Annotated in this window: 24 protein-coding genes; 14 read left to right on the top strand and 10 right to left on the bottom strand. The window is 39.2% G+C overall.

What is annotated here, in order from left to right:
• Nucleotides 1-129 precede the first annotated feature (129 nt).
• Both uvrA and EL17_RS12695 read left to right on the top strand, forming a co-directional pair.
• Nucleotides 130-2937: an excinuclease ABC subunit UvrA gene (gene uvrA, locus EL17_RS12700; protein WP_035074678.1), complete on the top strand. Its 2808-nt coding sequence runs from the start codon at nt 130-132 to the stop codon at nt 2935-2937.
• Between the two features lie 27 nt (nt 2938-2964).
• Complete coding sequence (locus EL17_RS12695) at nt 2965-4014, top strand: YCF48-related protein (RefSeq protein ID WP_035074510.1); 1050 nt, start codon at nt 2965-2967, stop codon at nt 4012-4014.
• A gap of 105 nt (nt 4015-4119) precedes the next feature.
• On the opposite strand, the gene EL17_RS12690 is transcribed toward EL17_RS12695, so the two are convergent.
• Nucleotides 4120-4590: a YcxB family protein gene (locus EL17_RS12690; protein ID WP_035074508.1), complete on the bottom strand. Its 471-nt coding sequence runs from the start codon at nt 4588-4590 to the stop codon at nt 4120-4122.
• 162 nt (nt 4591-4752) lie between these two features.
• Between EL17_RS12690 and EL17_RS12685 the strand changes: the two genes are divergently transcribed.
• The gene (locus EL17_RS12685) at nt 4753-4980 is read left to right on the top strand and encodes a hypothetical protein (protein ID WP_035074505.1); all 228 of its coding nucleotides are present in this window, start codon (nt 4753-4755) and stop codon (nt 4978-4980) included.
• Here the strand turns inward: EL17_RS12685 and EL17_RS12680 are convergent.
• Nucleotides 4977-5399 carry a Fur family transcriptional regulator gene (locus EL17_RS12680; RefSeq protein WP_035074502.1) on the bottom strand — a complete coding sequence of 141 codons (423 nt, stop codon included), beginning with the start codon at nt 5397-5399 and terminating at the stop codon, nt 4977-4979. The genes EL17_RS12685 and EL17_RS12680 overlap by 4 nt on opposite strands.
• A gap of 130 nt (nt 5400-5529) precedes the next feature.
• A complete protein-coding gene (locus EL17_RS12675) occupies nt 5530-8052 on the bottom strand; it encodes a zinc-dependent metalloprotease (protein ID WP_035074499.1) in 2523 nt (840 codons plus the stop codon).
• Nucleotides 8053-8176: 124 nt separating this feature from the next.
• On the opposite strand from EL17_RS12675, the gene EL17_RS12670 reads away from it, so the two are divergent.
• Nucleotides 8177-9289, top strand: coding sequence for an NAD(P)/FAD-dependent oxidoreductase (locus EL17_RS12670; RefSeq protein ID WP_035074495.1), 1113 nt, complete (start codon nt 8177-8179; stop codon nt 9287-9289).
• A 15-nt stretch (nt 9290-9304) separates the two neighbouring features.
• Here EL17_RS12670 and EL17_RS12665 read toward each other — a convergent pair whose 3' ends face one another.
• Nucleotides 9305-10207, bottom strand: coding sequence for a UbiA family prenyltransferase (locus tag EL17_RS12665; RefSeq protein ID WP_035074491.1), 903 nt, complete (start codon nt 10205-10207; stop codon nt 9305-9307).
• An 88-nt stretch (nt 10208-10295) separates the two neighbouring features.
• On the opposite strand from EL17_RS12665, the gene EL17_RS12660 reads away from it, so the two are divergent.
• From EL17_RS12660 to EL17_RS12650, 3 genes are all read left to right on the top strand, one after another.
• On the top strand, nt 10296-11381 hold the full coding sequence (locus EL17_RS12660) for a type III polyketide synthase (RefSeq protein ID WP_035074489.1): 1086 nt from the start codon (nt 10296-10298) through the stop codon (nt 11379-11381).
• Nucleotides 11378-12082 (top strand): methyltransferase domain-containing protein, encoded by a 705-nt coding sequence (locus EL17_RS12655; RefSeq protein WP_035074486.1) that lies wholly within the window; start codon nt 11378-11380, stop codon nt 12080-12082. The genes EL17_RS12660 and EL17_RS12655 overlap by 4 nt, the downstream gene beginning before the upstream one ends.
• 74 nt (nt 12083-12156) lie before the next feature.
• On the top strand, nt 12157-13029 hold the full coding sequence (locus EL17_RS12650) for a mechanosensitive ion channel family protein (protein ID WP_035074484.1): 873 nt from the start codon (nt 12157-12159) through the stop codon (nt 13027-13029).
• Nucleotides 13030-13034: 5 nt separating this feature from the next.
• On the opposite strand, the gene EL17_RS12645 is transcribed toward EL17_RS12650, so the two are convergent.
• Nucleotides 13035-13220: a hypothetical protein gene (locus EL17_RS12645; RefSeq protein WP_035074481.1), complete on the bottom strand. Its 186-nt coding sequence runs from the start codon at nt 13218-13220 to the stop codon at nt 13035-13037.
• Between the two features lie 132 nt (nt 13221-13352).
• Between EL17_RS12645 and EL17_RS12640 the strand changes: the two genes are divergently transcribed.
• The 6 genes from EL17_RS12640 to purE all read left to right on the top strand — a co-directional run bounded on the left by EL17_RS12640 (nt 13353) and on the right by purE (nt 17765).
• Nucleotides 13353-15107 carry a MutS-related protein gene (locus tag EL17_RS12640; RefSeq protein ID WP_035074479.1) on the top strand — a complete coding sequence of 585 codons (1755 nt, stop codon included), beginning with the start codon at nt 13353-13355 and terminating at the stop codon, nt 15105-15107.
• A gap of 72 nt (nt 15108-15179) precedes the next feature.
• Complete coding sequence (locus EL17_RS23555; protein WP_164675079.1) at nt 15180-15332, top strand: lmo0937 family membrane protein; 153 nt, start codon at nt 15180-15182, stop codon at nt 15330-15332.
• 141 nt (nt 15333-15473) lie between these two features.
• On the top strand, nt 15474-15626 hold the full coding sequence (locus EL17_RS23550) for a lmo0937 family membrane protein (RefSeq protein WP_143959299.1): 153 nt from the start codon (nt 15474-15476) through the stop codon (nt 15624-15626).
• A 197-nt stretch (nt 15627-15823) separates the two neighbouring features.
• The gene (locus tag EL17_RS12635) at nt 15824-16015 is read left to right on the top strand and encodes a lmo0937 family membrane protein (RefSeq protein WP_035074477.1); all 192 of its coding nucleotides are present in this window, start codon (nt 15824-15826) and stop codon (nt 16013-16015) included.
• Between the two features lie 92 nt (nt 16016-16107).
• Entirely contained in the window at nt 16108-17247 is a 1140-nt protein-coding gene (locus tag EL17_RS12630; protein WP_035074677.1) for a 5-(carboxyamino)imidazole ribonucleotide synthase, read from the top strand.
• Between the two features lie 2 nt (nt 17248-17249).
• On the top strand, nt 17250-17765 hold the full coding sequence (purE, locus tag EL17_RS12625; RefSeq protein ID WP_035074475.1) for a 5-(carboxyamino)imidazole ribonucleotide mutase: 516 nt from the start codon (nt 17250-17252) through the stop codon (nt 17763-17765).
• A 151-nt stretch (nt 17766-17916) separates the two neighbouring features.
• Here purE and EL17_RS12620 read toward each other — a convergent pair whose 3' ends face one another.
• Nucleotides 17917-19227, bottom strand: a complete 1311-nt coding sequence (locus EL17_RS12620; RefSeq protein ID WP_035074473.1) for a ferredoxin reductase family protein — start codon at nt 19225-19227, stop codon at nt 17917-17919.
• A gap of 180 nt (nt 19228-19407) precedes the next feature.
• On the opposite strand from EL17_RS12620, the gene gldD reads away from it, so the two are divergent.
• Nucleotides 19408-19986, top strand: a complete 579-nt coding sequence (gene gldD / locus EL17_RS12615) for a gliding motility lipoprotein GldD (protein WP_035074472.1) — start codon at nt 19408-19410, stop codon at nt 19984-19986.
• Here gldD and EL17_RS12610 read toward each other — a convergent pair.
• Genes EL17_RS12610 through hutH form a run of 4 tightly spaced genes read right to left on the bottom strand, consistent with a single transcriptional unit; the run spans nt 19976 to nt 25432 of the window.
• Nucleotides 19976-20974, bottom strand: a complete 999-nt coding sequence (locus EL17_RS12610; RefSeq protein WP_035074470.1) for a formimidoylglutamase — start codon at nt 20972-20974, stop codon at nt 19976-19978. The genes gldD and EL17_RS12610 overlap by 11 nt on opposite strands.
• Nucleotides 20975-20985: 11 nt before the next feature.
• Nucleotides 20986-22215, bottom strand: a complete 1230-nt coding sequence (gene hutI, locus EL17_RS12605) for an imidazolonepropionase (protein WP_240485990.1) — start codon at nt 22213-22215, stop codon at nt 20986-20988.
• A complete protein-coding gene (hutU, locus tag EL17_RS12600; RefSeq protein ID WP_035074468.1) occupies nt 22202-23890 on the bottom strand; it encodes a urocanate hydratase in 1689 nt (562 codons plus the stop codon). The genes hutI and hutU overlap by 14 nt, the downstream gene beginning before the upstream one ends.
• Before the next feature lie 21 nt (nt 23891-23911).
• Entirely contained in the window at nt 23912-25432 is a 1521-nt protein-coding gene (gene hutH / locus EL17_RS12595; protein WP_035074466.1) for a histidine ammonia-lyase, read from the bottom strand.
• Nucleotides 25433-25519 lie beyond the last annotated feature (87 nt).

The raw sequence follows: 25519 nt of genomic DNA, 5'->3' as shown, positions 1-25519 counted from the left end.
GTAAAACCCACAAAAAATTTGATAACCCTATACCTATTATCCAAACTTTAAAAATGGCGTATTTATCCATACCAACAAAATTACTATTTACCATGTTCTCTTGGTATATTTGTACTTATGCATCATATAATGGAAGATAAATCGGTCCCTTTTGATCAACTAGATCCAAGAGCCTTCATCATAATAAAAAATGCCAAGGTAAATAACCTAAAAAGCTTAAGCGTAGCTATCCCCAGAAATAAATTAGTAGTGGTGACAGGCCTATCGGGATCCGGTAAATCCTCACTCGCCTTTGACACCTTATTTGCCGAAGGCCAGAGGATGTATGTAGAAAGCCTCAGCTCATATGCCCGCCAGTTCCTGGGAAGAATGGAGAAACCCGATGTAGAATATATCAAAGGAGTATCTCCGGCTATAGCCATACAGCAAAAAGTATCTACCAAAAACCCCCGTTCTACTGTAGGTACCACCACCGAAATCTACGATTATCTTAAACTGCTGTACAGCCGCATAGGCAGGACTATTTCACCTATATCCGGCAATGAGGTGAAACACAACACCATTACTGATGTAGTTGATTTCATTCACCGTTTTGAAGAAGGGGAAAAGGTGATGATCAGCTGCCCACTACTGATCTCTACCGATCGAACCATCAAAAAAGAAATTGAAATCCTCTTGCAAAAAGGCTTCAGCAGGGTATTGATTAATAAGGAAGCTTTTTTTGTAGAAGATCTTATCAATGAAGACCATTTCCCGGAAGGAGATTATGATATCCTTATAGATAGGATTTCAGTAAAACATGAAGATGAGGACAATCAGTTTAGAATAGCAGATAGTGTACAGACCGCATTTTACGAAGGCCATGGATCCTGTCATATATTGGTCCCCGGTAAAGCGGATCAGACATTCAATGATAGATTTGAACTGGACGGGATGACATTTGAACATCCTTCTGTAAACTTTTTCAGTTTTAACAACCCCTATGGGGCCTGTAAAACATGTGAGGGATTTGGCTCCGTTCTGGGCATTAGTCCTGATCTGGTGATTCCTGATAAGAGCTTATCAATTTATGAAGGCGCCATAGCACCTTGGAGGGGGGAAAGTTCCAAAAAATGGGTTGAGCCTCTCATCAAAAATGGAATCCAGTTTGACTTCCCTATACACAGGGCATATGAAGATCTGGACCAGGAACATCAGGACTTAATATGGAAGGGCAATAAGTATTTTAAAGGTCTGGATGAATTCTTTACACACCTTCAAAGTAAAACCCATAAAATCCAATATAGAGTAATGCTGTCCCGCTTCCGTGGCAGGACCACCTGCCCGGACTGTAAAGGAACCAGGTTAAGGAAAGATGCCTCATATGTGAAAGTAGATCAAAAAAGTATCATTGATATCGTACTGATGCCCATAGAACAGGCATATGATCATTTTCTCAATATCACACTTACATCTTCGGAAGAAAAAGTAGCTAATCGCCTCCTAAAAGAAATAATAAATCGATTGGAATATATTAATAAGGTTGGGCTGGGATACCTTACACTTAATCGGCTTACTTCTACACTATCTGGAGGTGAATATCAACGCATAAAACTGGCTACATCGCTTGGATCAGCTCTGGTAGGATCAATGTACATCCTAGATGAACCAAGTATAGGTCTCCATCCCCGGGATACAGACAGACTGATCTCTGTATTGAAGAGCCTACGAGATATGGGCAATACAGTAATCGTAGTAGAACATGAGGAGAAAATCATGAAAGCCGCAGATGAAATCATAGACATAGGGCCAGATGCAGGTGTACATGGTGGAGAGCTTGTATTTCAGGGCAATCTTGATCAGCTGCTGGAAGCAGGTAACAGCCATACCGCCAAATACCTAAAAGGGGAAGAAAAAATCAACGTAAAACAGGGAATAAGAACCTGGAAAGACAAAATAACCGTAAAAGGCGCAAGAGAAAATAATCTGAAAAACCTTCAGGTGAGTTTTCCACTCCATGCTCTCACCGTCATAACAGGAGTAAGTGGTTCTGGTAAATCTACGCTTATCAAAAAAGTACTTTATCCTGCTTTAGGCAAAATCCTGGGTACTGTGATAGATGAAACGGGAAAATTTGACAAACTGGAAGGGGATTATAAACAAATCACCCAAATAGAATTTGTAGACCAAAACCCAATAGGAAAATCATCCAGATCCAACCCCGTGACCTACGTAAAAGCTTATGATGCAATCAGAAATTTATATGCCGAACAAGCCTTATCCAAGCAGCGGAATTATAAGCCTGCATTTTTCAGCTTCAATGTCGACGGCGGAAGATGTGAAGCCTGTCAGGGAGAAGGTACCCAAAAGATCGAAATGCAATTCATGGCAGATATTTTCCTTACATGTGAATCATGTAAGGGAAAAAGATTTAAAAACGAAATTTTAGATATAAAATACCATGATAAGGATATATCGGATGTCCTGGATCTTACCATAGATGAAGCCTTGGATTTCTTCAGGGATAAACCTGCTATTATAAACAAACTGGAACCGCTTGGGGAAGTCGGCCTTGGCTATATAGGCCTTGGCCAATCTTCCAACACATTAAGTGGAGGTGAAGCGCAAAGGGTAAAACTGGCTTCATATTTAGGTAAAAACAATAATAAATCAAATGATCATATCCTCTTTATATTTGATGAACCAACTACCGGGCTGCATTTCCATGATATAAAAAAATTGCTTCATTCTATCAATGCGCTGATAGACCAGGGACATTCTGTGATCATTATCGAGCATAATACCGAAGTAATCAAATCGGCCGATTGGGTGATAGATCTAGGTCCTGAAGGTGGGGACAAAGGTGGATATGTCACATTTGAAGGAACGCCAAAAGCACTGAAAGAAATACAAGATAACCATACTGCGAGGTATTTAAGAGAATCATTTTTAGATTAGAAACATATTACAGCTTATATAAACATCATGACCAATAGAGTGTTAGTGTTTTTTATTATAATATCTATCCTTACAAGCTGTGAAACCAGACAACATAAGGGAGAATATACCGACCCTCAGGGCTGGATCATTTTCGATTCCGGTACAGCAGGATCAATAAGGGGTTTATCCCCATTGACGGAAGAAATAGCTTGGGCTACCGGATCAGGTGGTACCTGGATGAAGACCATAGACGGGGGGCAGACTTGGTCTCATGGACTTATTAATGGAATGGATAGTGTCGATTTTAGGGACATAGAAGCCATCAATGCCGCCACTGCCATAGCCTTATCAGCTGGCCAACCTGCTGCCATCTATAAAACCATAGATGGAGGAAATTCTTGGCAGCAGATTTATGAAGGAAGTAAGGAGGATTTTTTCAACGGGATGGAATTTGTAAATGAAAAACAGGGATTTGTATACGGAGATCCTGTAGAGGGTATATGGGTCATATTAAGGACTTTAGATGCCGGTGAAACTTGGGAACAGCTGCGGAATACACCAACTGCAAAAGAAGGGGAGGCGGGATTTGCAGCCAGTGGATCAGCTATGGTTATAGAAGAAGATGAAATATGGCTGGCCAGTGGGGGCACTAATAGTAACATATATTATACCCACAACCGGGGGGGTCGATGGGAGACTATAGATACACCTATTCAACAGGGAACTATATCGCAGGGTATATTCTCCCTGTGTATGATAGATAACCGAAACCTGATAGCAGTAGGTGGAGATTTTGAAGCCCCAGATGATGCTTCAAACAATATCATATTAAGCCATGACGAAGGAAAATCATGGATATCAAATAAAGGTAAAAAACCTCAAGGCTATAGGTCCGGCGTCACATATTTTCCCAGGTTTCATTGGCTGATAACGGTAGGCCCTAATGGTTCTGATTATAGCTCGGATGGAGGAGAAAATTGGGTAAAGTTCTCTGATGATGGATTTCACGCTGTCAAGCTTTCCAAATCAGGTGGATCTGTTTGGGCTTCCGGTTCAAATGGTATTGTAGCCAAACTTGACTATACCAAAAGATAAAAAACCGAGGCCATATGGCCCCGGTTTTTATACTGCTTTATTGATTCTTATCATCCATGAAGATAAAGCATAATGTAAAACTTTAAATTTCAGATATAATTTTGTTTAAACAAGTGCTTTCCTTTTTAAAATAGTCTCCATAAATTTTTTTTCATTGGGGCTATTGAATATCCTAAATGGAAGGTGTATAAACTGGGCCTTTGACATAATCAGGACAAAGGCATCTTTATCAATATACGCTTTTTTGATCATATCCCAATTTACGGGCATACCTTGCTTGGTATTGACCTTCATCAGCACCTGTCTACTGTCTATTTCATAGGCAAGTTTGGTAAACATCACTTTGTTCTGCTCCATTTGGGTCACTCCTGCAAACTGTATTACCCAAAAAAGCAAATACAGTACATAAGCCAAAATGGCCATACTGATCCACCACCACGAGGCTATAAAAAAATATCCGGAAGCAATAGCAAGGGCAATAAAAATAACCCACCATTGTTCTTTAAAAACATTTCGAAGCCCGAGCTTGATATAAGTACCGGTTTCTAATTTATACTTTTTGGTTTTTATAATCATGATTTTGCTATTTCAGAGCGCAAATATCTAATGATATCACCTATTAAGCAAATCATATCTAAATAGGAAGGTTAATTTTATTTTTTTCTAACAAACATAAGAAGCTTATGGTTAGATTTTTGAGCATTATAATAAAAGTAAAAAATTTAAATTTTTATAGACATGAGCAGCCTATTTATTGATTTGGTTTTGTGCGGAATGGCCTATGTAGTGTTAATCTATTTTGTGGCTACCATGACCAAGGCGCGTAAAAACAAAAAAGATAATGATACAGATGATGGTGACGGTGGAGTAGAAGATCTGACACCACCTAAAATAGACCTGCCCCCGGGCGTAATTTGGCCAAAAGATGCCCCTAAAAAGGCAAAGCCTGAATTATTAGAATTTTAACTGCACTTATTACAGATTCCCTGTATGAGTAAACTCGCATCCTTGCCGATGTAACCGTTTGGCAAACTCACCATAGGCAGGGAAATTTCTTCTATACAATTTGTTTTGCCGCATTTTTCACATTTGAAATGAACATGATCATGCTGATGATGATGGGATTCACTGCTATGTTCGTGTAAGCAAAGGGCATATTTCGTCGCTCCGCTGTCATCCAATACCTTATGTATAAGGTCATTTTCCAAAAAAGTCTTCAAGGTCCTATATATAGTGACCCTGTCAAAATCATCTTTTAGTTCCTCTTCTAAATCCGAGTGGGAAAGTGCCTCCTGTCTTTTAAAAAAAGAACTTAAAACATCTCTCCGGCAGCTGGTAACCCGTAAATTATGATCTTTAAGAATGTCTGCGGTATTTTGGGACATAGTCTGATTTTTAGGTTTGTAACGTATGAAATGTAAAAATAATTCTCCTACGTAACAAAACAAGAATATCCATAAAAAAGGGAGAACTTTTGTCTCCCCTTTATTCTGTAATAAACTACTAAGTATCTTCCTACTTAGGATCTAACATTATGCTTATTCTTTCTAGACTATCTTCCAGGTGTAATTTTGAAACCCTGTCTGATGTACGTGGGATAGCAGCTCTTACCTGACGCTGAAGTGTTTTCAGTTCTCCCCTTACCAAAGGTCTGATATCAGATTGGGATGCATTGATCTGTGCACCCACATATCTTCTATATTGGGATGGTATCTTAGGCTCATCATCATTCATCAGTACAGATAGTCTCTCCAAATGTGCTCTTTGTAAAGATCGACGGTGAACATCTATCGTCTTTCCGGCGTTTAACTCTGTCCAAATGCCATCGCGTAGATCATCGAATAGCTCTAACATGGTATAAGCCTGTTTGCCATTTATAGCTTCGTTTTCTATTAGCCTGCCCAATCTTCCAAAATCCAATAAATTATCCAGTGTTCCCACTTGTATACCTCTGATCCTTTCTAAAGCACCAAAGTCTTCGGTACGTGCAATTATTGTATTATCAATAAGCCAGGTAGGGGTAGCAAATAGCTCTTTGTTCAAAAACTTAACTGCTTCTTTTTGAATTTTTTTATCGGTATGCGTATACACATTCTCATCATCACCTGAAGATCGGTACACTTCATAGACACCACCCACATTAGTCCTTACATGACCCATGTACCGGTTATATTGTGCTAATACCTGCCCATACATTTCATTCAGATCGCTGTAATCTTTATAAGGTTTGTCTTCCTCAGCTGTCCATGCCATAAGATTGGGCATAATTCGCTTTAGGTTTTTAATCCCATAACCGGATGCTTTCATGGCATCATCTCCTAAATCTTCGCTTTGGGTACTCGGATCATATGAATTACCCTGCCTTCCGTATCTATACAGCGGATCACCTTTTTTAGATGTAATCCACTCATTTAATTCTGATTGTTCATCTTCTGGTGTAACTGCATCCAATATAGGTCTATATCCCCATGCTATGGCATATTTATCATATACCCCCACCTCAGGAAAAAGGCTTACACCCTCATCTTCAGGCTGCGCCACATAGTTAAATCTTGCATAATCCATAATAGAGGGGGCGGTACCATATTTGTTTGTAAACGACGCACTTCTAAGCGAATCCACCGGTATAGCATGAGAAGAAGCAAAATTATGGGGAAGTCCCAGCGTGTGCCCTACTTCATGGGATGAAACAAATCGAATAAGTCTACCCATTACATCATCTTTGAATTTGACGCTTCTGGCATCTGGATTTACCGCAGCAGTCTGTATAAAATACCAATTTCTCAATAAATTCATCACATTGTGATACCAACCTATATCTGATTCCAATATTTCCCCTGATCTTGGATCAGATACATGGGGGCCATACGCATTCTGTATATCAGATGCGAAATACCTGATGACTGAATACCTTGCATCTTCAGCACTCCATCCCGGATCTTCTTCTGGGGTGGGTGCATCTTTTGCCTGAATGGCATTTTTAAATCCTGCAGCTTCAAAAGCCACATTCCAGTCTTCTACACCTTGCTTCAAAAAAGGCCTCCATTTATCCGGAGTGGCAGGATCTATATAATAAATTATCGGCTTTTTAGGTTCTACCAATTCCCCCGCTCTGAATTTTTCAATATCCTCCTCTTTTACTTCTAATCTCCACCTATCCAGATAGGTCCGTTTAGTGGCCCTCTGCTCGTCAAGTCCATAATCTGTTACTGTAGTATTGAACCATCCTACCCTTCTATCAGATAGCCGCTGCTTCATTGGGGTTTTGGGTAAAAGCAGCATGGAACTGTTCAATTCCACCGTAATTGTACCCGTACTGGAATTAGATGGTGGTTCAGAGGCAGCATAAGTCATTACGTACCGACTTTCTATATTGATAGGATAGGTATTGATGTTTTCAATATATGATTTTTCTGGTTCCAGTCTGGTGACTTTATACTCCGTTCTTCTATTTTTTGGTAAACCTATGGCCTGGACATCTTTGGTAAAAAGATCGGTTACCTCTATGACCACACCATCATCCTCTTTGGATTTGGCCTTCACATCAAAGGTATAGATGATCGGTTCTAGATTAGAGTTTCTGACGGCCTGAAAGATAGGCAATGAATCTGCAGCAGTATTTTTATATGAAACCAGTTTTAAGATTACCTTATCATCATTCCTTTTATCCCATCGGAGCATTTGAGTATTGGTACGCTCTCCGCCATACCCGATACCTTCAGCGGTCTTGGCTATAGTCGTGACCATCAGCATTTCTCTTCCTATAAGACTGTCAGGAATCTCATAGTAATATTTACCCTCCACTTCATGGACCTTAAATAATCCTTCTTTTGAATTGGCTTTGGCAGTGATAACCTCGGTATAAGCTTTGATGCCATTTTTTGCAGCAGCAGCTTTTGCAGGAGCATCAGATGATGTACTGGCAGTTGTGTTGGTTTTTTTCTTTTTCCTTTGGGCCTGTACGTCCTCTGAGAAGAAGATAGCACCTAACAGCAAAGTACTCAAAACCACCTGCCTTAAATTACTGGATGAAAACATCTGTATTAATTAATCAGTTTAGAATTGGTTGAATGGCCAAATTAACTTTGAATTAATATAATATATTTCTTTTAGTTAAATTATTTTATGAACGGAACAAAAGGACAATAAAGGGTAAAGCGCTATGGATGATAAAGTAGTGGTGATAGGAGGTGGGCTAGGCGGTTTGACTACAGCTTATCTTCTGGCCAAAGGAGGTAAAAAAGTAACAGTAGTAGAGAAAAAAACTTATCCCTTCCATAGGGTATGCGGAGAGTATGTGTCCAATGAAGTCAAAAATTTTCTTATCAAAGAAAACCTTTATCCCTATGAACACGATCCTATAAATATTTCCACCTTCCGGCTAAGCGCTATCTCTGGTAAAATGGTAGACCTACCACTTGATCTTGGAGGATTTGGTATAAGTAGATACCATTTCGACCAATTTTTATATGAAAAATGTTTGGAAATAAATGTTCAGTTCCTTTTGGAAACACAGGTATTGGATGTTAATTATAATAATAAAAGCAACCTTTTTGATGTAAATCTCAGTGATGGAACTTCTATAACATCTAACTATGTATTGGGAGCCTTTGGAAAAAGATCAAAGATGGATAAATCCCTGTCCCGGCCCTTTATAAATACCAGAACCCCATATATAGGTGTAAAATATCATGTGAAAACAGATTTTCCATCACATATAGTAGCTTTACACAACTTTGAAGGAGGATATCTCGGGATAAATAAGGTGGCAAAAGACACTTTTAATATTTGCTATCTTGGAAGCAAGCATCAGTTAAAAAAATATGGGAACATATCTGAAATGGAAAAACAGGTCCTCCATAAGAATCCTATCATATCAGCTCTTTTCCATAACAGTGATTTTCTCTTCGAAAAACCGGAGGTGATTAATGAAGTGAATTTTTCCTCTAAAGAACCGATCAATAACCACATTTTGATGATAGGAGATGCATCAGGTCTGATCACTCCACTCTGTGGCAATGGCATGGCTATAGCGATACATTCAGGTAAACTGGCTGCTGAAGCCATTCTGCAAAATAAAAACAGAAATGATATCGAACGCCAATATGTGGATAACTGGACTAAAAATTTTAAAACCCGACTAAGGGTAGGCCGTACGGTACAAAAACTTTTTGGAACAAATCTTTCTTCCAATATAGCAGTAGCCCTATTACAAAAATCATCATATATAGGAACTCAAATCATCAAAAATACGCACGGCCGGATTATTGTATAAACATTATTAAAGAAATCAAAACCCCGAATCGATAACCTGAAGCAGCTGGGTTCGTTCCAGAAAATAATAAACAAAGAATAAATTGAGTAGGGTGGCTGCTATTCTAACCATCCACATCGCCCATGCATAGCTAGCATACCTTTCAGCGTCCTTATTGACAAAATAAAACCAAACATAAAAATATATTACAGAAGGGAACATGGCCGCTAAAAAAGCCCAGAATGCCCAAAACTGGTTTTGTGCTATAAAATAATAGCTAAAACCCAGTCCTGCGAGTAAAAACCATAAACTTGAAAAGTAAAAAGTCCCTTTTATTCCTAGCTTGATACTCATGGTAATATCTCCTCTTTTGCTATCCTCTTCATGTTGATAGACCTGGGTCAGGGGATAATTGCCCCAGATCATGATACTGGTAAGCATGCCGGGAATGTATACATGTGAACTTGAGAGAACGTGCCAGCCAAATCCGTTCAACCCAGCATATACCATGGCATAAGTAAAATAGCCCTGAAACATCCCTGCTACAAGCCATCCAGCGATTGGATATTTTTTTAAGCGTATGCTGGGGTGACTATAAGCCATGGATACAACGGCATATAGTCCCATCATAGCGGTGAAAGCTATATTTATCTGTAACCCCAACATAAGTGCTATACCCAAAAACACGAAAGATAAATAATACAGACCCCTTGATACTTTTGGCGGATGCTTTAACCCCCCTATGCTCCCCTCATCTTTATCATAGTAGCTGTTGTATCCATTACTGGACGGATACAAAAAAAAATGAAGTGCAAAAAAAACAATCCATAGCCTATACGGGTCTAAGTTAGGCGTATGAGCTAAAGCAAAAATAAAAACGGGTAAGAGGTAAAATGAAAAGGATACTCTAAGATGTCTCCAGTTCGATAGTCTAAACATATATCATTTTTAAAAGTAACTTTTAGCTATATACTATGTTTTATAAGTAACTCACCCAATATATAACAATTTACACTAAATTATTTAGATGAAGAACCATATTGTTAGCATAGGAACTGCCTCTCCCGGAGAAGCGATTCCCCAGGATACCATTAAAGCATTTATGAATATAGCCCACGGATTGGACACCAGGGAAGAGGAGGCCCGAAAATTAAATTTTATATACAGACATTCAGGGATTCAAAGTAGATATAGCGTACTGGGTGATTTTAACTTTGACGATCCTTCTAAATTTACTTTTTTTCCAAACAACCGCTCATTAAATCCATTTCCCAGTACCCAGCAACGTATGAAGATTTTTCAACAGACCGCTCCATCTCTCGCTATATCCGCTATAGAAGACTGTCTGGCATCTTCTCCTTATCAATCACAAGAAATCACTCATCTGATATTGGTAAGCTGTACGGGCATGTATGCACCTGGTGTTGAACTGGATATTATAGACAGCTTAGGCCTAAATGATACCATAGAACGTTACTGTATTCATTTCATGGGCTGCTATGCCGCATTTACTGCCATAAAAATGGCAGATAGAATTTGCGATAGCGATCCTGCTGCCAAGGTGTTGGTGGTTTCGGTCGAATTATGTACCATTCACTTTCAAAAAGAATATAACGAAGACAACCTGCTGGCCAATGCCCTGTTTGCGGACGGAGCGGCTGCAGCACTTATCTCTTCAGAACCTATAGGTATGAAAATCAAAAGCTATCAGAGCAATTTGGTCCGGGAGGGAAAAAATGATATGGCCTGGCATATTGGGGATTACGGTTTTGAGATGAAATTAAGCAAATATATCCCCGGTCTTTTAGAAAAAGGTATAGACGCTCTGAAAAGTAAACTGGAAAACAAATATAACTTATCTGCTATTAAGAATTTTGCCATCCATCCAGGCGGCAAACTTATTTTGAAAAAAGTAGAAGAATCTTTTGGTATACAGCCTGAACAAAATCTACATGCCCATAGTATATTAAGCAAATATGGAAACATGTCATCAGCTACCATATTATTTGTTCTGAATGCTATTCTTAGCCATCCCGGACAGCAGGGGGACACCCTTGCGATGGGCTTTGGACCAGGCCTTACCCTTGAAACTTTACTCCTTGAAAAATTATGATATCTTTTAAACAAAGAAGCTATCAGAAAGAATTGATGGATGACTTTACTTCAGCAGGCCCTGAGATGAAGCAAACATTGCATGAATTAAAAATTGTAAACAAATTATTGGGAGGGAATAAAGTACTCACCACGGCATTGTCCAAGGTGATTAAAGATCACCCTCAGCCTCACTACCATATAGCAGATATAGGCTGTGGAGGAGGGGATATGGTCCGGTTAATCGCTTCATGGGCTATTAAAAATGGTACCAAAATAACCATACATGCATTGGATGCTAATCCACATATTATAGAAATGGCCAAAGATAACTTAAAAGACCTTCAGAATGTGGTATATCATACTGCAGATGTATTCGACGAAACCTTTGCCAAGGAAAAAATGGATATCATTACCTGCACACTTTTTACCCATCATTTCACTGATGATGAGCTCGTCAAAATGTTTCAGAGTTTTAAGCATAATGCTACTATCGGCCTGATCATAAACGACCTCCACCGACATCCTTTAGCCTATTACAGTATAAAATATATTACAAAATTATTCTCAAAATCTGAAATGGTAAAAAATGACGGTCCACTATCGGTATTGAGAAGTTTCAAATCAGGCGACATTACTTCCGTCCTAAAAAAATCAGGCTGGAGTATGATTAGCATACGCTGGTTTTGGGCATTTAGGTGGCAGGTGATCGCCCTCAGTTGATTTTTATCCTATTTAGACTCTTAATATATGTTTATAATTATTAATTTTATCGATTGAATAATTTTATATAATTTATGGATTTTGATATTTCTTCTATTGAAGACTTTACTAAAGGGGTAATTACTTATGCTTGGATTATCATCCCTATATTGCTTCAGGCACTTCTATATTATTTTATAGGTAGGTTTTTGATCAGGGTAATCATAGATACCATTACCAAGATTTTTTCCAAATATGAAATAGAAGCATCTTTATCTATTTTTCTACTGAGCTTCTTAAGGGTAGTACTTTATGTGGTGCTCATCTTAGCAGTAGCCTCCACATTAGGTTTCCCCATTACATCCTTTTTGGCCATTCTGGGAGCAGCAGGATTGGCAGTAGGTCTTGCTTTACAGGGATCATTATCCAATTTTGCGGGAGGGGTCCTTATCCTGATATTTAAACCTTTCAAAGTAGGGGAGACTATTGAAGCACAGGGTACTTTAGGTAGTGTAGAAAAAATTGATATATTATATACTACAGTACGGAATTTTGATAATAAGGTAGTCGTGATACCTAACGGTGGACTAGCTAATAACAGCATTACCAATCTATCTGCCAAACCTACCAGAAGAGTGGAAATGAACCTGGGTGTAGCATATGGAACTGATCTAAAAAAAACCAGGCAAGTGATTATAGATACCCTGCAGAAAGATGAAAGGGTATTGGAAGATCCAGCTCCTGTGGTTTATTTCACTAACTTTGGAGACAGTTCACTGGATCTTACGGTAAGGGCATGGGCCAATGCAGCAGATCTATGGCCAGTATATTGGGATAATATGGAAGCGATAAAAGAAGCTTTTGAAGCAAATGATATAGAAGTACCATTCCCTCAGAGAGATGTTAACCACTATTTTCCTGAGGGCAATCCCGCCATATCTCTCAATAATAATCAAAAGGAAGATTGATATGATTAAAGATTGAGTATTAAGTAGATGTTTTGGTAATCTTTTTTTTTACTGTTTGAAGCGCAACCTATATTACGGGTAAATTCAACATCTGAGGGAAAGCCCCCAAAACCACTTGTAAAATCAAGCTCATCTGCTAATTGTTCCTTATCCGAACTATTGCTTTTTGGTTTTTTATTCTTCTTAGCCATATGTTACTAACGCAGTAGTCCTGTCTGTAGTTTCAAATAGCTGCTCACACAGATGACTGGTTACCTTTTGCGAGATTCCAACCCTAGCTTTGGGGAGGACATGTTTTGACCGACAAATAAAATTTATAACAGATGCAAATTGATTTTAATTTAGACCATCCTGAAAAAGAGCTAAGCCTTACAGGCAAAAAAATTGCTGGCTTATCTATCAGCAGGCTTGTTTTGTTTTTTGCGTTATTGGCTGTGGTTATAGTAGGCTTATCAGAGATGCGGTGGCTCCTCTTTCTTTTTTTTCCGATGAGCATATTATTTGTCTATTTAATTAAAAGATTCAATACTCTTAAAGATAGGCAGGCTTTTCTGAAAGCAGTCATCCAGATCAAAGAAGATGAAAATCTCAGGAAAAGCAGAAAACTGGCCTCCTTTGATCAGGGCCAGGAATTTATAGATAAAAAACATCCATTCAGCAATGACCTGGACCTATTTGGCGAACACTCTCTTTTCCAATTGCTAAACCACACGGTAAGCAAGGAAGGCAGGTTAAGATTGGCTAATGAGATGAAAACATTGGTATCAGCTGCAGTGGCCGAAAAAAGGTTTGATGCTATAAAAGAATTATCGATTAAATCTGACTTTTTGCTTCACTTTGAAGCATTTGGAAAAGCATTTTTAAAAGATGAAAAACCCAAAATAGCCTTTTATGATTGGATCAAAACAGGAAATCAGTGGAAGAAAGGTTATTACTTACCATTGATACTAGGCCCTATGGCTGGACTATTCATTTTATCAGCTGTACTATTCGGCTTGATATCCCCGGTGTTTCTGTCTGTATGGTTACTCATTTCACTGATAGCCCTGAGTCTGGTGTTTAAGCCCCTAATAGCCGCTGCCAACGCAATGCCTAACGAAGGTGATGTTAAAACATTTACAGCATGGGCTATTTTAATGGAAAATTTAAGCTTTGAAGATCCATATCTTGTGAAACTTCAACAACCTATATTCGAAAAGAATTTCAGAGCCTCGGTTTCTTTGAGATCACTTGAACAGCAAAGTTTCGCTGTTCAAAACAGGGCCAATTTGGTTTATATGATTTTTAATTTTCTTTTTTGGGTAGATTATATTGTACTTCTAAGGCTAGAAAAATGGAAAATCCAAAACGAAAGTCATATACACCTTTGGCAGCAGTGTTTTGATGAGTGGCAGGTAATGGTATCGCTGGCTGCATTCGAAAAGGAAGAAAAAAATACAACGGCTGTTCAATGGGTTAAAGAGCCTACCTTAAAGGTAAAAGCCATCCGGCATCCACTTATCCTGCCAGATAGTTGTGTCCCAAATGATTTTAACCTTCCCATAGAGGATAAGATTGTGCTATTAACTGGCTCTAATATGTCAGGAAAAACTACTTTTATGAGAACAGTAGGCACAAATATGGTTTTAGTTAATCTAGGGTTGAGCCCATTTGCCGAAGAATATATTTCAGGAGATTTCCAGCTTTTCACGAGCATGAGAAATACAGATAACCTGGGCGAAAGTGTAAGTTCCTTTTATGCAGAATTAGCCCGTATAAAAGGATTACTCGATCAGGCAGAACAAGATAAGCCTATGTTTTTCTTACTCGATGAAATATTAAAGGGCACCAATACTACAGATAGGGTAATGGGCAGCGAAGCACTCATCCGCCAGCTATCAGCTTCCCAAAGCAAAGGAATCATTTCCACCCACGATATAGAGCTCGCGGATAGGTCATTGCCGGGGGTAGTAAACTACAGCTTCCACTCTGATATTAAGGATGACAAAATCCTTTTTGATTATACGCTAAAAAAAGGGCCCTGTCCTAGTTTTAATGCACATAAGCTTATGGAACTGATGGGGATAAAATTTTTATAAAAATCAAATTGGCATTGAAGTTGTCAAACGTATGTTGTAAAAATATATTATCAACCACTAAACATTTATATCATGAGTTCTTTACTTTATTTAATTGCGATCATTTTAGTCATAGGATGGATATTCGGTGCTTTCGTTTACAGTGTAGGCGGTCTTATACATATCCTTTTGGTGTTGGCAGTTATTGCAGTACTATTCCGTATTATTGGTGGCAGCCGTATATGACAAAAGCTTGAAGATTATAAAATGGATATAAATACCATTTTTATAATTATTTATATTGTTTTTTGAGCTTTTTATGTAATTGGCGCAAATTTTGTTTATTTGATATTGTAAATTTATTTTAACCACTAAACCATATTTATAATGGGATCTATTCTTTATATCATCGCAGTAATCCTAGTAATAGGATGGATTTTCGGGGCATTTGTTTATAGTGCCGGTGGGCTGATTCACATTTTATTAGTCTTAGCAGTAATCGCAGTATTATTCAATATTATAGGTGGACGAAGGGTCTAGCCTTATTCCACTTATTAGAAGCACTACATTCCTTGTAGTGCTTTTTTTGTTTTAAAGCTAACTTAAAACATCTGCTATAAGAATTATCAGGTTTTAAATCATTTATGCTTATGGAAAGTTGGCACCTATTTTAAACTATAATACATTCAGTGCAGTTTTTTAAATTAACCGCATTCTAAAATTTATCAATTTCAAATATGAGAACTTTATTATATTTATTGGCAATCCTATTGGTAGTAGGATGGGTAGTAGGGGCGTTTATTTATGTCATCGGTAGCATCATCCATTTATTATTGGTAGCGGCGATTGTTTTGATTCTTTTTTCTTATTTCAGGAGTAGGTTTAGTAAACGAAAAGTACCTAAAAATCCTACTGAGGGGCGCCCATAAAACAGGTATCACCTACTTATTTTATTCAGGAAAGGTTAAAGGTTATTTATATTTGTCTTAATTTTAAGTGACTAACCAAAAAACTTTTGACGGTGCAAAAAAACTATCAGAAAAAAAAATTAGGTGTACTGGGCGGTGGCCAGCTGGGAAGAATGTTTATTCAATCGGCCATAAATTATAATGTAGATGTACATATCCTTGATCCTGACCCGAATGCCCCCTGCAGGACCATAGCTCAGCAATTCGTACAGGGACAGTTATTGGATTTTGATGATGTATATAATTTTGGTAAAGACTGCGATATCATTACTATAGAAATAGAAAGTGTAAACACTGATGCCCTTGAAAGACTCGTAGCAGAAGGAAAAGAAGTATATCCCCAACCTGCTATCATTAAACTAATTCAGGACAAAAGAACCCAAAAACAGTTTTATAAAGAGAACCAAATACCAACTTCTGAATTTTACTTGGTAGATGACATAGAAGAAGTCAAAAAGCACTCTGATTTTTTACCGGCTGTAAACAAGCTAGGCAAAGAAGGTTATGATGGGAGAGGCGTGCAGATCATTCACGATATTGCTGATATTGACAAAGCATTTAATAAACCGGGTATTCTGGAGAAGCTCATTGATTTTGAAGAAGAAATAGCCGTAATCGTAGCCCGTAATAAGCAGGGTCAGCTGTTTTCCTACCCACCTGTATCGTGTGCTTTTCATCCCACTGCTAATCTGGTTGAATATTTATTTGCTCCTGCCAATATTTCCGAAGCCATAAGTGAACGGGCTGTTGCCATAGCTTTAAATGTAATCGAAAAGTTGGATATGGTAGGGCTACTTGCTGTAGAAATGTTTGTCACCAAAAACGGGGAGGTACTGGTAAACGAAATCGCTCCTAGGCCCCATAACAGTGGCCATCATACCATAGAAGCTAATTATACTTCTCAATTTGAACAACATTTACGTTCTGTACTCGATATGCCCCTTGGTGATACTTCATTGCGAATGCCGTCAGCGATGGTAAATCTGCTGGGTCAGGATGGATATGAAGGAGAAGCTGTAATCGAAGGACTAGATGAAGTGTTAGGTATGAAAGGGGTTTATGTTCATCTTTACGGCAAGAAAAACACCAAGCCTTTCCGAAAAATGGGGCATGTTACCATCTTGGAAGAAAACATGGAAGCCCTGAAGAAGAAAGCCATTAAAATAAAAGATATTTTAAAGATCAAAGCATAAACATGAGCAAACAAATAGGGATCATCATGGGCAGCAAAAGTGATTTGCCCATCATGGCGGAAGCTGCTAAAATTTTAGAAGAATTAGGTGTTTCTTATGAACTGACCATAGTATCAGCACACCGGACTCCTATGAGGATGATAGAATATGCTGAAAATGCCAGGAAAAGAGGGTTAAAAGCCATAATAGCAGGAGCAGGAGGTGCCGCTCACCTTCCAGGGATGGTGGCATCTCTTACCACACTGCCCGTCATAGGAGTCCCTATCAAATCATCAAATTCTATAGATGGCTGGGATAGCATCCTATCCATTCTCCAAATGCCAGGTGGTATTCCTGTAGCTACGGTCGCCCTTAACGGTGCCAAAAACGCCGGTATCCTGGGTGCATCGATCATAGGTGCTTTTGATGCCCGCGTTTCTGAAACACTCGAAGCTTACAAAAAAGACCTAAAAGGAAAGGTAGAAGAATCTGCCCGAGACGTAGAGACTAAAGGCTGGAGAGATACATTAGATGATTAAGTATTTTATAAAGACATGATGGTGGATGCTAGCCCACCATCATGTCTCTCATGGCAAACAGGATAACAAATACTAAAAGTATTACGCCAACAATTCGCGCCGAAAACCTAATATCCTTATAAAGTACTTTATTTTTAGACATAATTTATTTTTATACAATCTGAAATCTTTCTGAATATATTTGTTCCCAATCTACTCCAAGTTCACGGAGAGCTGTTTCGGTGATGTCCATGACTATTTCTGGTCCACAGATATAGTACACATATTCATTTTTATTTGATGGGATATGTTTCTCAAAAAATGCCTTGTCCAGAAAACCAGCCTCTCCTGACCACCCGGCAGGGGGTTCAGCTATTGAATAAATAACCTCTATATTGGACAGCTTGTTTAGTTCATCCAATTCATCTTTATAGGTGATGGATTCCCAATCTTGGTTAGCATATACCAAAATAACTTTCCTTTTGTCATTCTTATCTACTAAACTCCTTATGATACTCATAGCAGGTGTGACACCTATGCCTCCCATTACCATAAACAGTGGATGGTCTTTTTTGACGGTGAATGATCCAAAAGGCCCCTCTAGCTGAACAGGGGTGCCCGTTTTTATGTCTTTCCAAGTAGCAGTGAAGTCCCCAAGTACCTTTGCTGTAAAACATATATTTGGGCTTTCATCACTTGAAGATACTGAAAACGGATGCTGCTGCATCTTTAAAACCTCGTCTCCTACACTCATCCAAAAGAACTGGCCTGCCTTAAAAGGAGCTCTCTTGAAGCCATCCGGCGCTATCGTCATCGTATAGGAATCTCCTCTTTCCAGACTGACGTCCTTTACCCTATATAGCTTTTTACTGTTAAACCAAGGTCTTACTACTCTGGTATGGATGACCATATATGCACATATACCCAAGGTGGCTCCTATAGCCAGCTTTTTCCAAAGTGGATCTAAATAATGGCTTACCTGAATAGAATGAGTGATCCCTACAAAAACAATCCCAAACCCCAAAGCACCATGAATCAGCCTCCACCACTCATAGTTTAACTTTAAAGCTTCTCTCCATAGACTTGAAATGATAATTGCAAAAATAGCCACTGTTACAAAACTTAACGCCAAAGCACGGGGAAGATTAACCGTCGGATCAAAATATTTTATGTATTCGGGATTGGCCAGTATCAGGATGACGGGGTGCGCCAAGGTAAAAAGAAAAGCTACTATACCAATTTCACGGTGAAACTGTAACACATTGTCCATCCCCCAGACAGGAGCCATGGAACTAATACGGCCACTGAAAATCATCTGAAGGCCCATGGTGGACAGTCCTATAAAACCCATACCAACCCCTAATTCTATCCAAAAAGTCCTATATGCTGGGCTAGAACCGGTTAATGCTATAGCCATGGGTACCAAAGCCAATAAAATGTATATGTTTAGCCATAGCAGAGCATCTTTAAAATTGTATTTCATTTTTGCGGTAATTGGTGTAAAAGTTATAAATAAGCAGTTTCACTGCTGAGTGCATTGCCTTGTGAATTAAACAACAGAAATGCCAAAGTGTTAAAAAATCTTTTTTATACCATAATTAGGTATACATCTACGTTTAAAAGAAATCATAAGTATAAATGGATTTTATATCTTTGACCTCACATGAAAAATCTTTTTCTTATTTATATCTGTTTGCTCACGATCTTAACTTCTTGCGGGAATGATTATCTTCCTAAGCCAAAGGGCTATAATAGAATAGATCTTCCAGATCGAGGATTTGCTACCTTGGTTCCGGAATATCCTTATACATTTGAACATTCACTACACAGTAATGTGGAAGCAGACGAATTTAATCCACAGGAAACCAGCTGGATAAACCTTCATTATGAAGGAATGGAGGCAAAAGTACATCTCACTTACAAGCCTATAAAAGGTAAAGAAGAAAATCTAAAATCCTATCTAGGCGATGCCATTACCCTAACTTCCAAACATCAGATCAAAGCATATGGTATAGAAGAAAACATCCTTATGACTCCCCATGGATACACAGGTGTGGTAGCAGAACTTTCCGGAGAAGTTCCTACACAGTTCCAGTTTTTTGTTACAGATTCTACTCAGCATTTCCTTCGCGGAGCACTATATTTTAATGTGGCCAATAAGAATGATTCCTTGGCTCCTGTCATTGAGTACATCAAAATGGATATGATGCACCTGATCAATACTTTAGAATTTAAAAATTGACATGCGCTTTTATAAAATCACTCACAAGATAACTTACAAGTTTTCCAGTCCCACTATCCCTTTGTCCATTGTCTAATACTATGGCTCCCTCACATAGATGCAGATAGGCCACCTGGCATAGCATGCCTGTTTGGTATACATACTGTCTGGCATGCTTTGAGCTTATACCTGAAGGAGTCATAGCGCTGGATAGTACGCCTTCTATAGCATCCATATCCAGTTCTATGCCTGTATAATTCCCTTTAGTAAAGGATATCGCTTGGTGCACCGCTTCAGGATAACTGATCATCCCCCTTAAAAATATGTCCTCCCACATACTAAAAATAATGGCTGCCTTATGGCTCATTTCCTCTATGAGAGCCTGTGAATTATAATTTTCATGCAGTCCTATGATAGCATATTTTTTCATTATACCCTTTTCAAAAGCATAGCGAAAACCATTACCACTATGTCTGCCCTCTATGGGCCGAAAATCACTGTGGGCATCTAAATTGATAACATTTATCCCTTTTTTGGCTATCTTTTCCAAGTCTAGAAATCCATCATTTACCCCTGATATTATAGGAAAACAATTATTATGTCCCCCACCGATGATGATAGGAATTTTGTGCTTTACGATTATTTCTCTCACTACTAGGTATACCTCCTGGTCTATAGCTTCCACTGCCTTACGATAACTGTCTATCGGCAGTTCACTACCTTCCAGTAATCCTTTAAAATCAAAATACCCTAAAATAGATACCTCATCTCCTGTAAACCTATTGGTACTCTGTATATTCAAAAAAGAATCCAAAAATGCCTCCCAAAGCGATTCTGTGCCACCAATACCATGATTCCCCTTTACTCCGATAGATTCAGGAATACCGATAATAACGAATTTTTTTCCTTCAAACCCTACTTTTACGTACTGACCTAGCTTCACTTCATGGCCCCTTAGCTTTACACGGGGGAGGATATCTTCTGTTGAAAAATATTGGAAATGATCCATAATAGTATCTATTAAAATTTCCCGTTTATCATTACTTTATTTATAAGATTACTTCCAAAAGCATAGGGTAAATAAGCCAAAGAAGGTATAGGTTCTGTAAATATTAAGTTGGCCCTTTTGCCCACCGTTATACTTCCCAACTCTTTCTCCACTCCCATAGCATATGCTCCGTTGAGAGTAGCGGCATTAATGGATTCCTCAGGGGTCATCTTCATCTGTATACAACTCATGGCTATCAGCAGCGGCATATTGCCACTGGGTGCAGAACCTGGATTGTAATCAGACGCCAATGCTACCCCCAGACCTGCATCTATAAGCTGTCTGGCTGGCTGAAAAGGAAACCTTAGAAAGAAAGCCGCAAAAGGTAAAAGCGTAGGGATAGTAAGACTCGTCTTTAAAATTTTAATTTCTTCTTCTCCCATACACTCCAAATGATCTACAGAAACAGCTCCATTTTTCACCCCTAGCTGCACACCACCAGAATTTTTCAGCTGGTTGGCATGTAATTTTATTTTAAAGCCATGTTTCCTGGCTGCATCTAACACCTGCTGGGTTTCCTCCAGACTGAAAAAACCTTCTTCACAAAATACATCCACATATTCAGCGAGTCGGAGCTCAGCTATTATAGGCATCATTTCATTACAGATCAAATCCAGATATCCCTGGTGATTTTCTTTATAGGCCTCAGGATAAGCATGGGCTCCTAGAAAGGTGGCTTTAATAGCCATAGGGGAATTTTCCTGTAGGCGGTTGATTACCCGCAGCATTTTCAGCTCAGCTTCCACCGTAAGTCCATACCCGCTTTTGATTTCTATGGCTCCTGTTCCAGACTGCCGTACTTCATCGAGCCTCATTTTTGCCTGTTCATAAAGACTATCCTCTGACGCTTCCTGAAGTTTCTTGGCTGAATTGAGGATTCCTCCTCCCTTTTTGGCTATAGTAGCATAAGTTACTCCCTTTATCTTATCTACAAACTCCTCTTCTCTGCTGCCATCAAAAACTAAGTGTGTATGCGAATCACACCATGCTGGCAGAACATATTGCCGGGAAGCATCAACTATCTCTTCACCTGAATTAATTGGAGGGCATTCTTCCATAGGGCCATAAGATACTATTTTGCCTTCTTCTACTTTAAGATAGGCATTTCTTATGGAAGGTAGCACTGCCATATCTTTTCCTTTCAAAAAAATGGGGTTATCTCTTACCCCAAATAGTTCTTTAATATGCTTAATAATCATCATGTCCTAGTTTAGTATCCAAATCCAAGCCATGTTCTTTTGCAGTATTTTTAGCTATATCATATCCGGCATCTGCATGACGGATCACGCCAATACCCGGATCATTTCTAAGCACCCGCTGCAGTCTGATTCGGGCCTCTTCAGTGCCATCAGCTACAATCACCATACCCGCATGGATGGAATATCCCATACCTACACCTCCACCATGGTGCAAAGAAACCCAACTGGCACCACCGGCAGTATTCATCAGGGCGTTCAGTATCGGCCAGTCAGCCACAGCATCTGATCCGTCCATCATGGATTCAGTCTCTCTATTCGGAGAAGCTACTGATCCGGTGTCCAAGTGATCCCTTCCTATAACCAAAGGTGCCTTTACTTTGCCTGTCTTTACCAATTCATTAAAAGCCAAGCCCGCTTTTTCCCTCTCCCCCTGACCCAGCCAGCATATTCGGGCAGGAAGCCCCTGAAAAGCTATTCTTTTCTGTGCCATAGTAATCCACTTTTTTAAAGATTCATTTTCCGGAAACAATTTTAATATTAATTCATCTGTAATTTTTATATCCTCAGGATCACCAGAAAGAGCTGCCCACCTAAAAGGCCCCTTTCCTTCACAAAATAAAGGTCTAATGTAAGCCGGTACAAATCCTGGAAAATCAAAAGCTTTTTTTACCCCTTTTTCGAATGCCCGAGCTCTGAGGTTATTTCCATAATCAAAAGTAACCGCTCCGTCTTTTTGTAATTCAAGCATAAGCTCCACATGTCTTGCCATAGATTCATAGGCAAGTTTTTCATAAGCTTCTGGGTCAGCATCACGCAGGGCTATGGACTGGTCTACTGAGATAGTATGGGGATAATATCCGGTAAGCGGATCATGAGCTGACGTCTGATCTGTTAGGGTATCAGGTGTGACTCCCCTTTCTTTCAGTCTGTTCAGTAGATTTACCGCATTACAGGGAACTCCGATGGAGAGGCTTTTACCCTGCTTTTTGGCTTCAAGTGCCTGATCAATAGCATGATCTATGTCCTCCACCGCTATGTCTAAATATTTGGTATCCAGTCTTTTTTGAATTCTCCACATTTCTGATTCGGCCACCAGGCATACACCTTCATTCATCGTAATGGCGAGGGGCTGAGCACCACCCATGCCCCCAAGTCCAGCAGTGACATTCAAGGTTCCTTTTAATGAACCTCCAAAATGCTGTCTGCCGATTTCTGCAAATGTCTCAAAGGTTCCCTGCACAATGCCCTGAGATCCTATATAGATCCATGACCCGGCTGTCATCTGACCATACATCATAAGTCCTGCTTTCTCCAGTTTATCAAAATGTTGCCAGTTGGCCCAGTTGGGCACCAGCTGAGCATTTGATATGAGCACCCTAGGGGCATTGATATGGGTGGAAACTATTCCTACCGGTTTGCCTGATTGTATCAATAGTGTTTCATCTTCTTCTAATATTTTCAGAGAAGCTATTATTTTATCCAGCGACTCAATATTACGGGCCGCCTTTCCTCTACCTCCGTATACGATCAATTCTTCCGGCTTCTCTGCCACAGCAGGATCCAGGTTGTTCAGCAGCATTCTCAAGGCAGCTTCTTGTACCCAACCTTTACAGTTGAGTTTACTACCTGTTGGGGTTATATATTTATCTTTTGAATATTTTTTACTTGAAGCTTCCATAAGTTCTAGGTTAAAGGCTGATCAAAGGGTAGAAGGTATCACTATTGGCTCCTTGCGGATAAACTGGATCGATTTTTCTATATCAATTGATAATATTCTGTCGAACTCATTAAAAGAGACATCGGTTCGGTATTGTTTGATCAGTTGTTCTAAGGCTCTGGAGGTTTTCTTAGGCCTTCTGAATTCTAGTGCCTGCGTGGCCGAAAACAGTTCTATGGCCAATATTTTTTCCAGATTATTGATTACTCTATAGCATTTAGTACCTGCATTAGCACCCATACTTACGTGGTCCTCCTGACCGTTAGATGATGTTATAGAATCCACGGATGCTGGTGTACACAGCTGTTTGTTTTCACTTACTACACTGGCAGCAGTATATTGGGGGATCATCATACCTGAGTGCAGACCGGGATTCTTAATTAAAAACAGAGGGAGTCCTCTCTGTCCTGATAGCAACTGGTAGGTTCTACGCTCAGCTATATTACCTACCTCCGCCATAGCGATAGAAAGAAAATCAAATCCTAAAGCAAGGGGTTGGCCATGAAAGTTGCCCGCAGATATTATTTTGTCTTCTTCAGGAAAAATATTAGGATTATCGGTCACAGAATTGATTTCTGTCTCAAAGGTGGTCTTTACAAAATTCCATGTGTCCTTACTGGCCCCATGCACCTGTGGTATACACCTGAAAGAATACGGGTCCTGAACAGCTTTATCCCTCGTAGCGGCTATTTCACTGTCCTCCAATAAATTCCTTATAAAATTAGCTGTATCCACTTGCCCTGCATGGGAACGGATGGAATGTACCAGATGGTGAAAAGGCTGTAAACTACAGTTAAAACCATCAATGCATATGGCCGCAATTATATCTGACCAGCTAAGGAGCTTCTTTGCCTTCAGTAGGCAATGTATTCCATAGGCCACCATAAATTGGGTTCCATTGATTAGCGATAGCCCCTCTTTTGATTGAAGGGCTATAGGTGACCAACCAAATTGCTTTAATATTTCATCACTTTTATATACCTCCCCCTCAAAATATACTTCTCCCAGTCCGATCAGTGGTAAACTCAAATGGGATAGTGGGGCCAAATCTCCTGAAGCACCTAAAGAACCCTGCTGATATACCACCGGTAGAATATCATGATTATAAAAATCTACCAGCCGCTTTACAGTTTCCAGTTGCACACCTGAATTTCCATAGGAAAGCGACTGGATTTTAGTTAACAGCATTAGCTTTACGACCTCCTTCGGCACTTTGTCCCCTACACCACAGGCGTGGGATTTAAGTAAGTTATATTGGAGTTCACTGATTTGATCCTTTTCTATACGAACATTCTGAAGATAGCCAAACCCTGTATTGATTCCATAATACAATGCTTCCTCATTTTCTACCATTTTAACGTCCAAGTATTCCCGGCACTTGGAGATATTAAGGATGGCTTTTGGTGACAATTCCAGCCTTTTATCTTCTTGTATAATTCTCTGGATGGTTTCAAGACTTAGCCAGTCCGCGCTTATACGGTGAATGTTGTGTTTTCGAGTCATATGAACATTGATTAAAAATGTATACAGACAAATGTCAACATTCTCATTAATAATAAAAAATAACATAAATTAGCAATACAAATCACA

This window comes from Anditalea andensis (assembly GCF_000714815.1).
Classification (GTDB): Bacteria; Bacteroidota; Bacteroidia; order Cytophagales; family Cyclobacteriaceae; genus Anditalea; species Anditalea andensis.
This window is presented reverse-complemented; position numbering and strand designations above follow the sequence as displayed.

What these genes read in the sequence shown, in the direction of transcription:
- EL17_RS12640 (WP_035074479.1), top strand. Translation starts at nt 13,353, where the DNA reads ATGCAAATTGATTTTAATTTAGACCATCCTGAAAAAGAGCTAAGCCTT.
- hutH (WP_035074466.1), bottom strand. Translation starts at nt 25,432, where the DNA reads ATGACTCGAAAACACAACATTCACCGTATAAGCGCGGACTGGCTAAGT.
- EL17_RS12660 (WP_035074489.1), top strand. Translation starts at nt 10,296, where the DNA reads ATGAAGAACCATATTGTTAGCATAGGAACTGCCTCTCCCGGAGAAGCG.
- EL17_RS12650 (WP_035074484.1), top strand. Translation starts at nt 12,157, where the DNA reads ATGGATTTTGATATTTCTTCTATTGAAGACTTTACTAAAGGGGTAATT.
- EL17_RS12620 (WP_035074473.1), bottom strand. Translation starts at nt 19,227, where the DNA reads ATGAAATACAATTTTAAAGATGCTCTGCTATGGCTAAACATATACATT.
- EL17_RS12690 (WP_035074508.1), bottom strand. Translation starts at nt 4,590, where the DNA reads ATGATTATAAAAACCAAAAAGTATAAATTAGAAACCGGTACTTATATC.
- EL17_RS12685 (WP_035074505.1), top strand. Translation starts at nt 4,753, where the DNA reads ATGAGCAGCCTATTTATTGATTTGGTTTTGTGCGGAATGGCCTATGTA.
- uvrA (WP_035074678.1), top strand. Translation starts at nt 130, where the DNA reads ATGGAAGATAAATCGGTCCCTTTTGATCAACTAGATCCAAGAGCCTTC.
- EL17_RS12665 (WP_035074491.1), bottom strand. Translation starts at nt 10,207, where the DNA reads ATGTTTAGACTATCGAACTGGAGACATCTTAGAGTATCCTTTTCATTT.
- EL17_RS12670 (WP_035074495.1), top strand. Translation starts at nt 8,177, where the DNA reads ATGGATGATAAAGTAGTGGTGATAGGAGGTGGGCTAGGCGGTTTGACT.
- purE (WP_035074475.1), top strand. Translation starts at nt 17,250, where the DNA reads ATGAGCAAACAAATAGGGATCATCATGGGCAGCAAAAGTGATTTGCCC.
- EL17_RS12680 (WP_035074502.1), bottom strand. Translation starts at nt 5,399, where the DNA reads ATGTCCCAAAATACCGCAGACATTCTTAAAGATCATAATTTACGGGTT.
- EL17_RS23555 (WP_164675079.1), top strand. Translation starts at nt 15,180, where the DNA reads ATGAGTTCTTTACTTTATTTAATTGCGATCATTTTAGTCATAGGATGG.
- hutI (WP_240485990.1), bottom strand. Translation starts at nt 22,215, where the DNA reads ATGATGATTATTAAGCATATTAAAGAACTATTTGGGGTAAGAGATAAC.
- EL17_RS12635 (WP_035074477.1), top strand. Translation starts at nt 15,824, where the DNA reads ATGAGAACTTTATTATATTTATTGGCAATCCTATTGGTAGTAGGATGG.
- EL17_RS12675 (WP_035074499.1), bottom strand. Translation starts at nt 8,052, where the DNA reads ATGTTTTCATCCAGTAATTTAAGGCAGGTGGTTTTGAGTACTTTGCTG.
- gldD (WP_035074472.1), top strand. Translation starts at nt 19,408, where the DNA reads ATGAAAAATCTTTTTCTTATTTATATCTGTTTGCTCACGATCTTAACT.
- hutU (WP_035074468.1), bottom strand. Translation starts at nt 23,890, where the DNA reads ATGGAAGCTTCAAGTAAAAAATATTCAAAAGATAAATATATAACCCCA.
- EL17_RS12645 (WP_035074481.1), bottom strand. Translation starts at nt 13,220, where the DNA reads ATGGCTAAGAAGAATAAAAAACCAAAAAGCAATAGTTCGGATAAGGAA.
- EL17_RS12655 (WP_035074486.1), top strand. Translation starts at nt 11,378, where the DNA reads ATGATATCTTTTAAACAAAGAAGCTATCAGAAAGAATTGATGGATGAC.
- EL17_RS12610 (WP_035074470.1), bottom strand. Translation starts at nt 20,974, where the DNA reads ATGGATCATTTCCAATATTTTTCAACAGAAGATATCCTCCCCCGTGTA.
- EL17_RS12695 (WP_035074510.1), top strand. Translation starts at nt 2,965, where the DNA reads ATGACCAATAGAGTGTTAGTGTTTTTTATTATAATATCTATCCTTACA.
- EL17_RS23550 (WP_143959299.1), top strand. Translation starts at nt 15,474, where the DNA reads ATGGGATCTATTCTTTATATCATCGCAGTAATCCTAGTAATAGGATGG.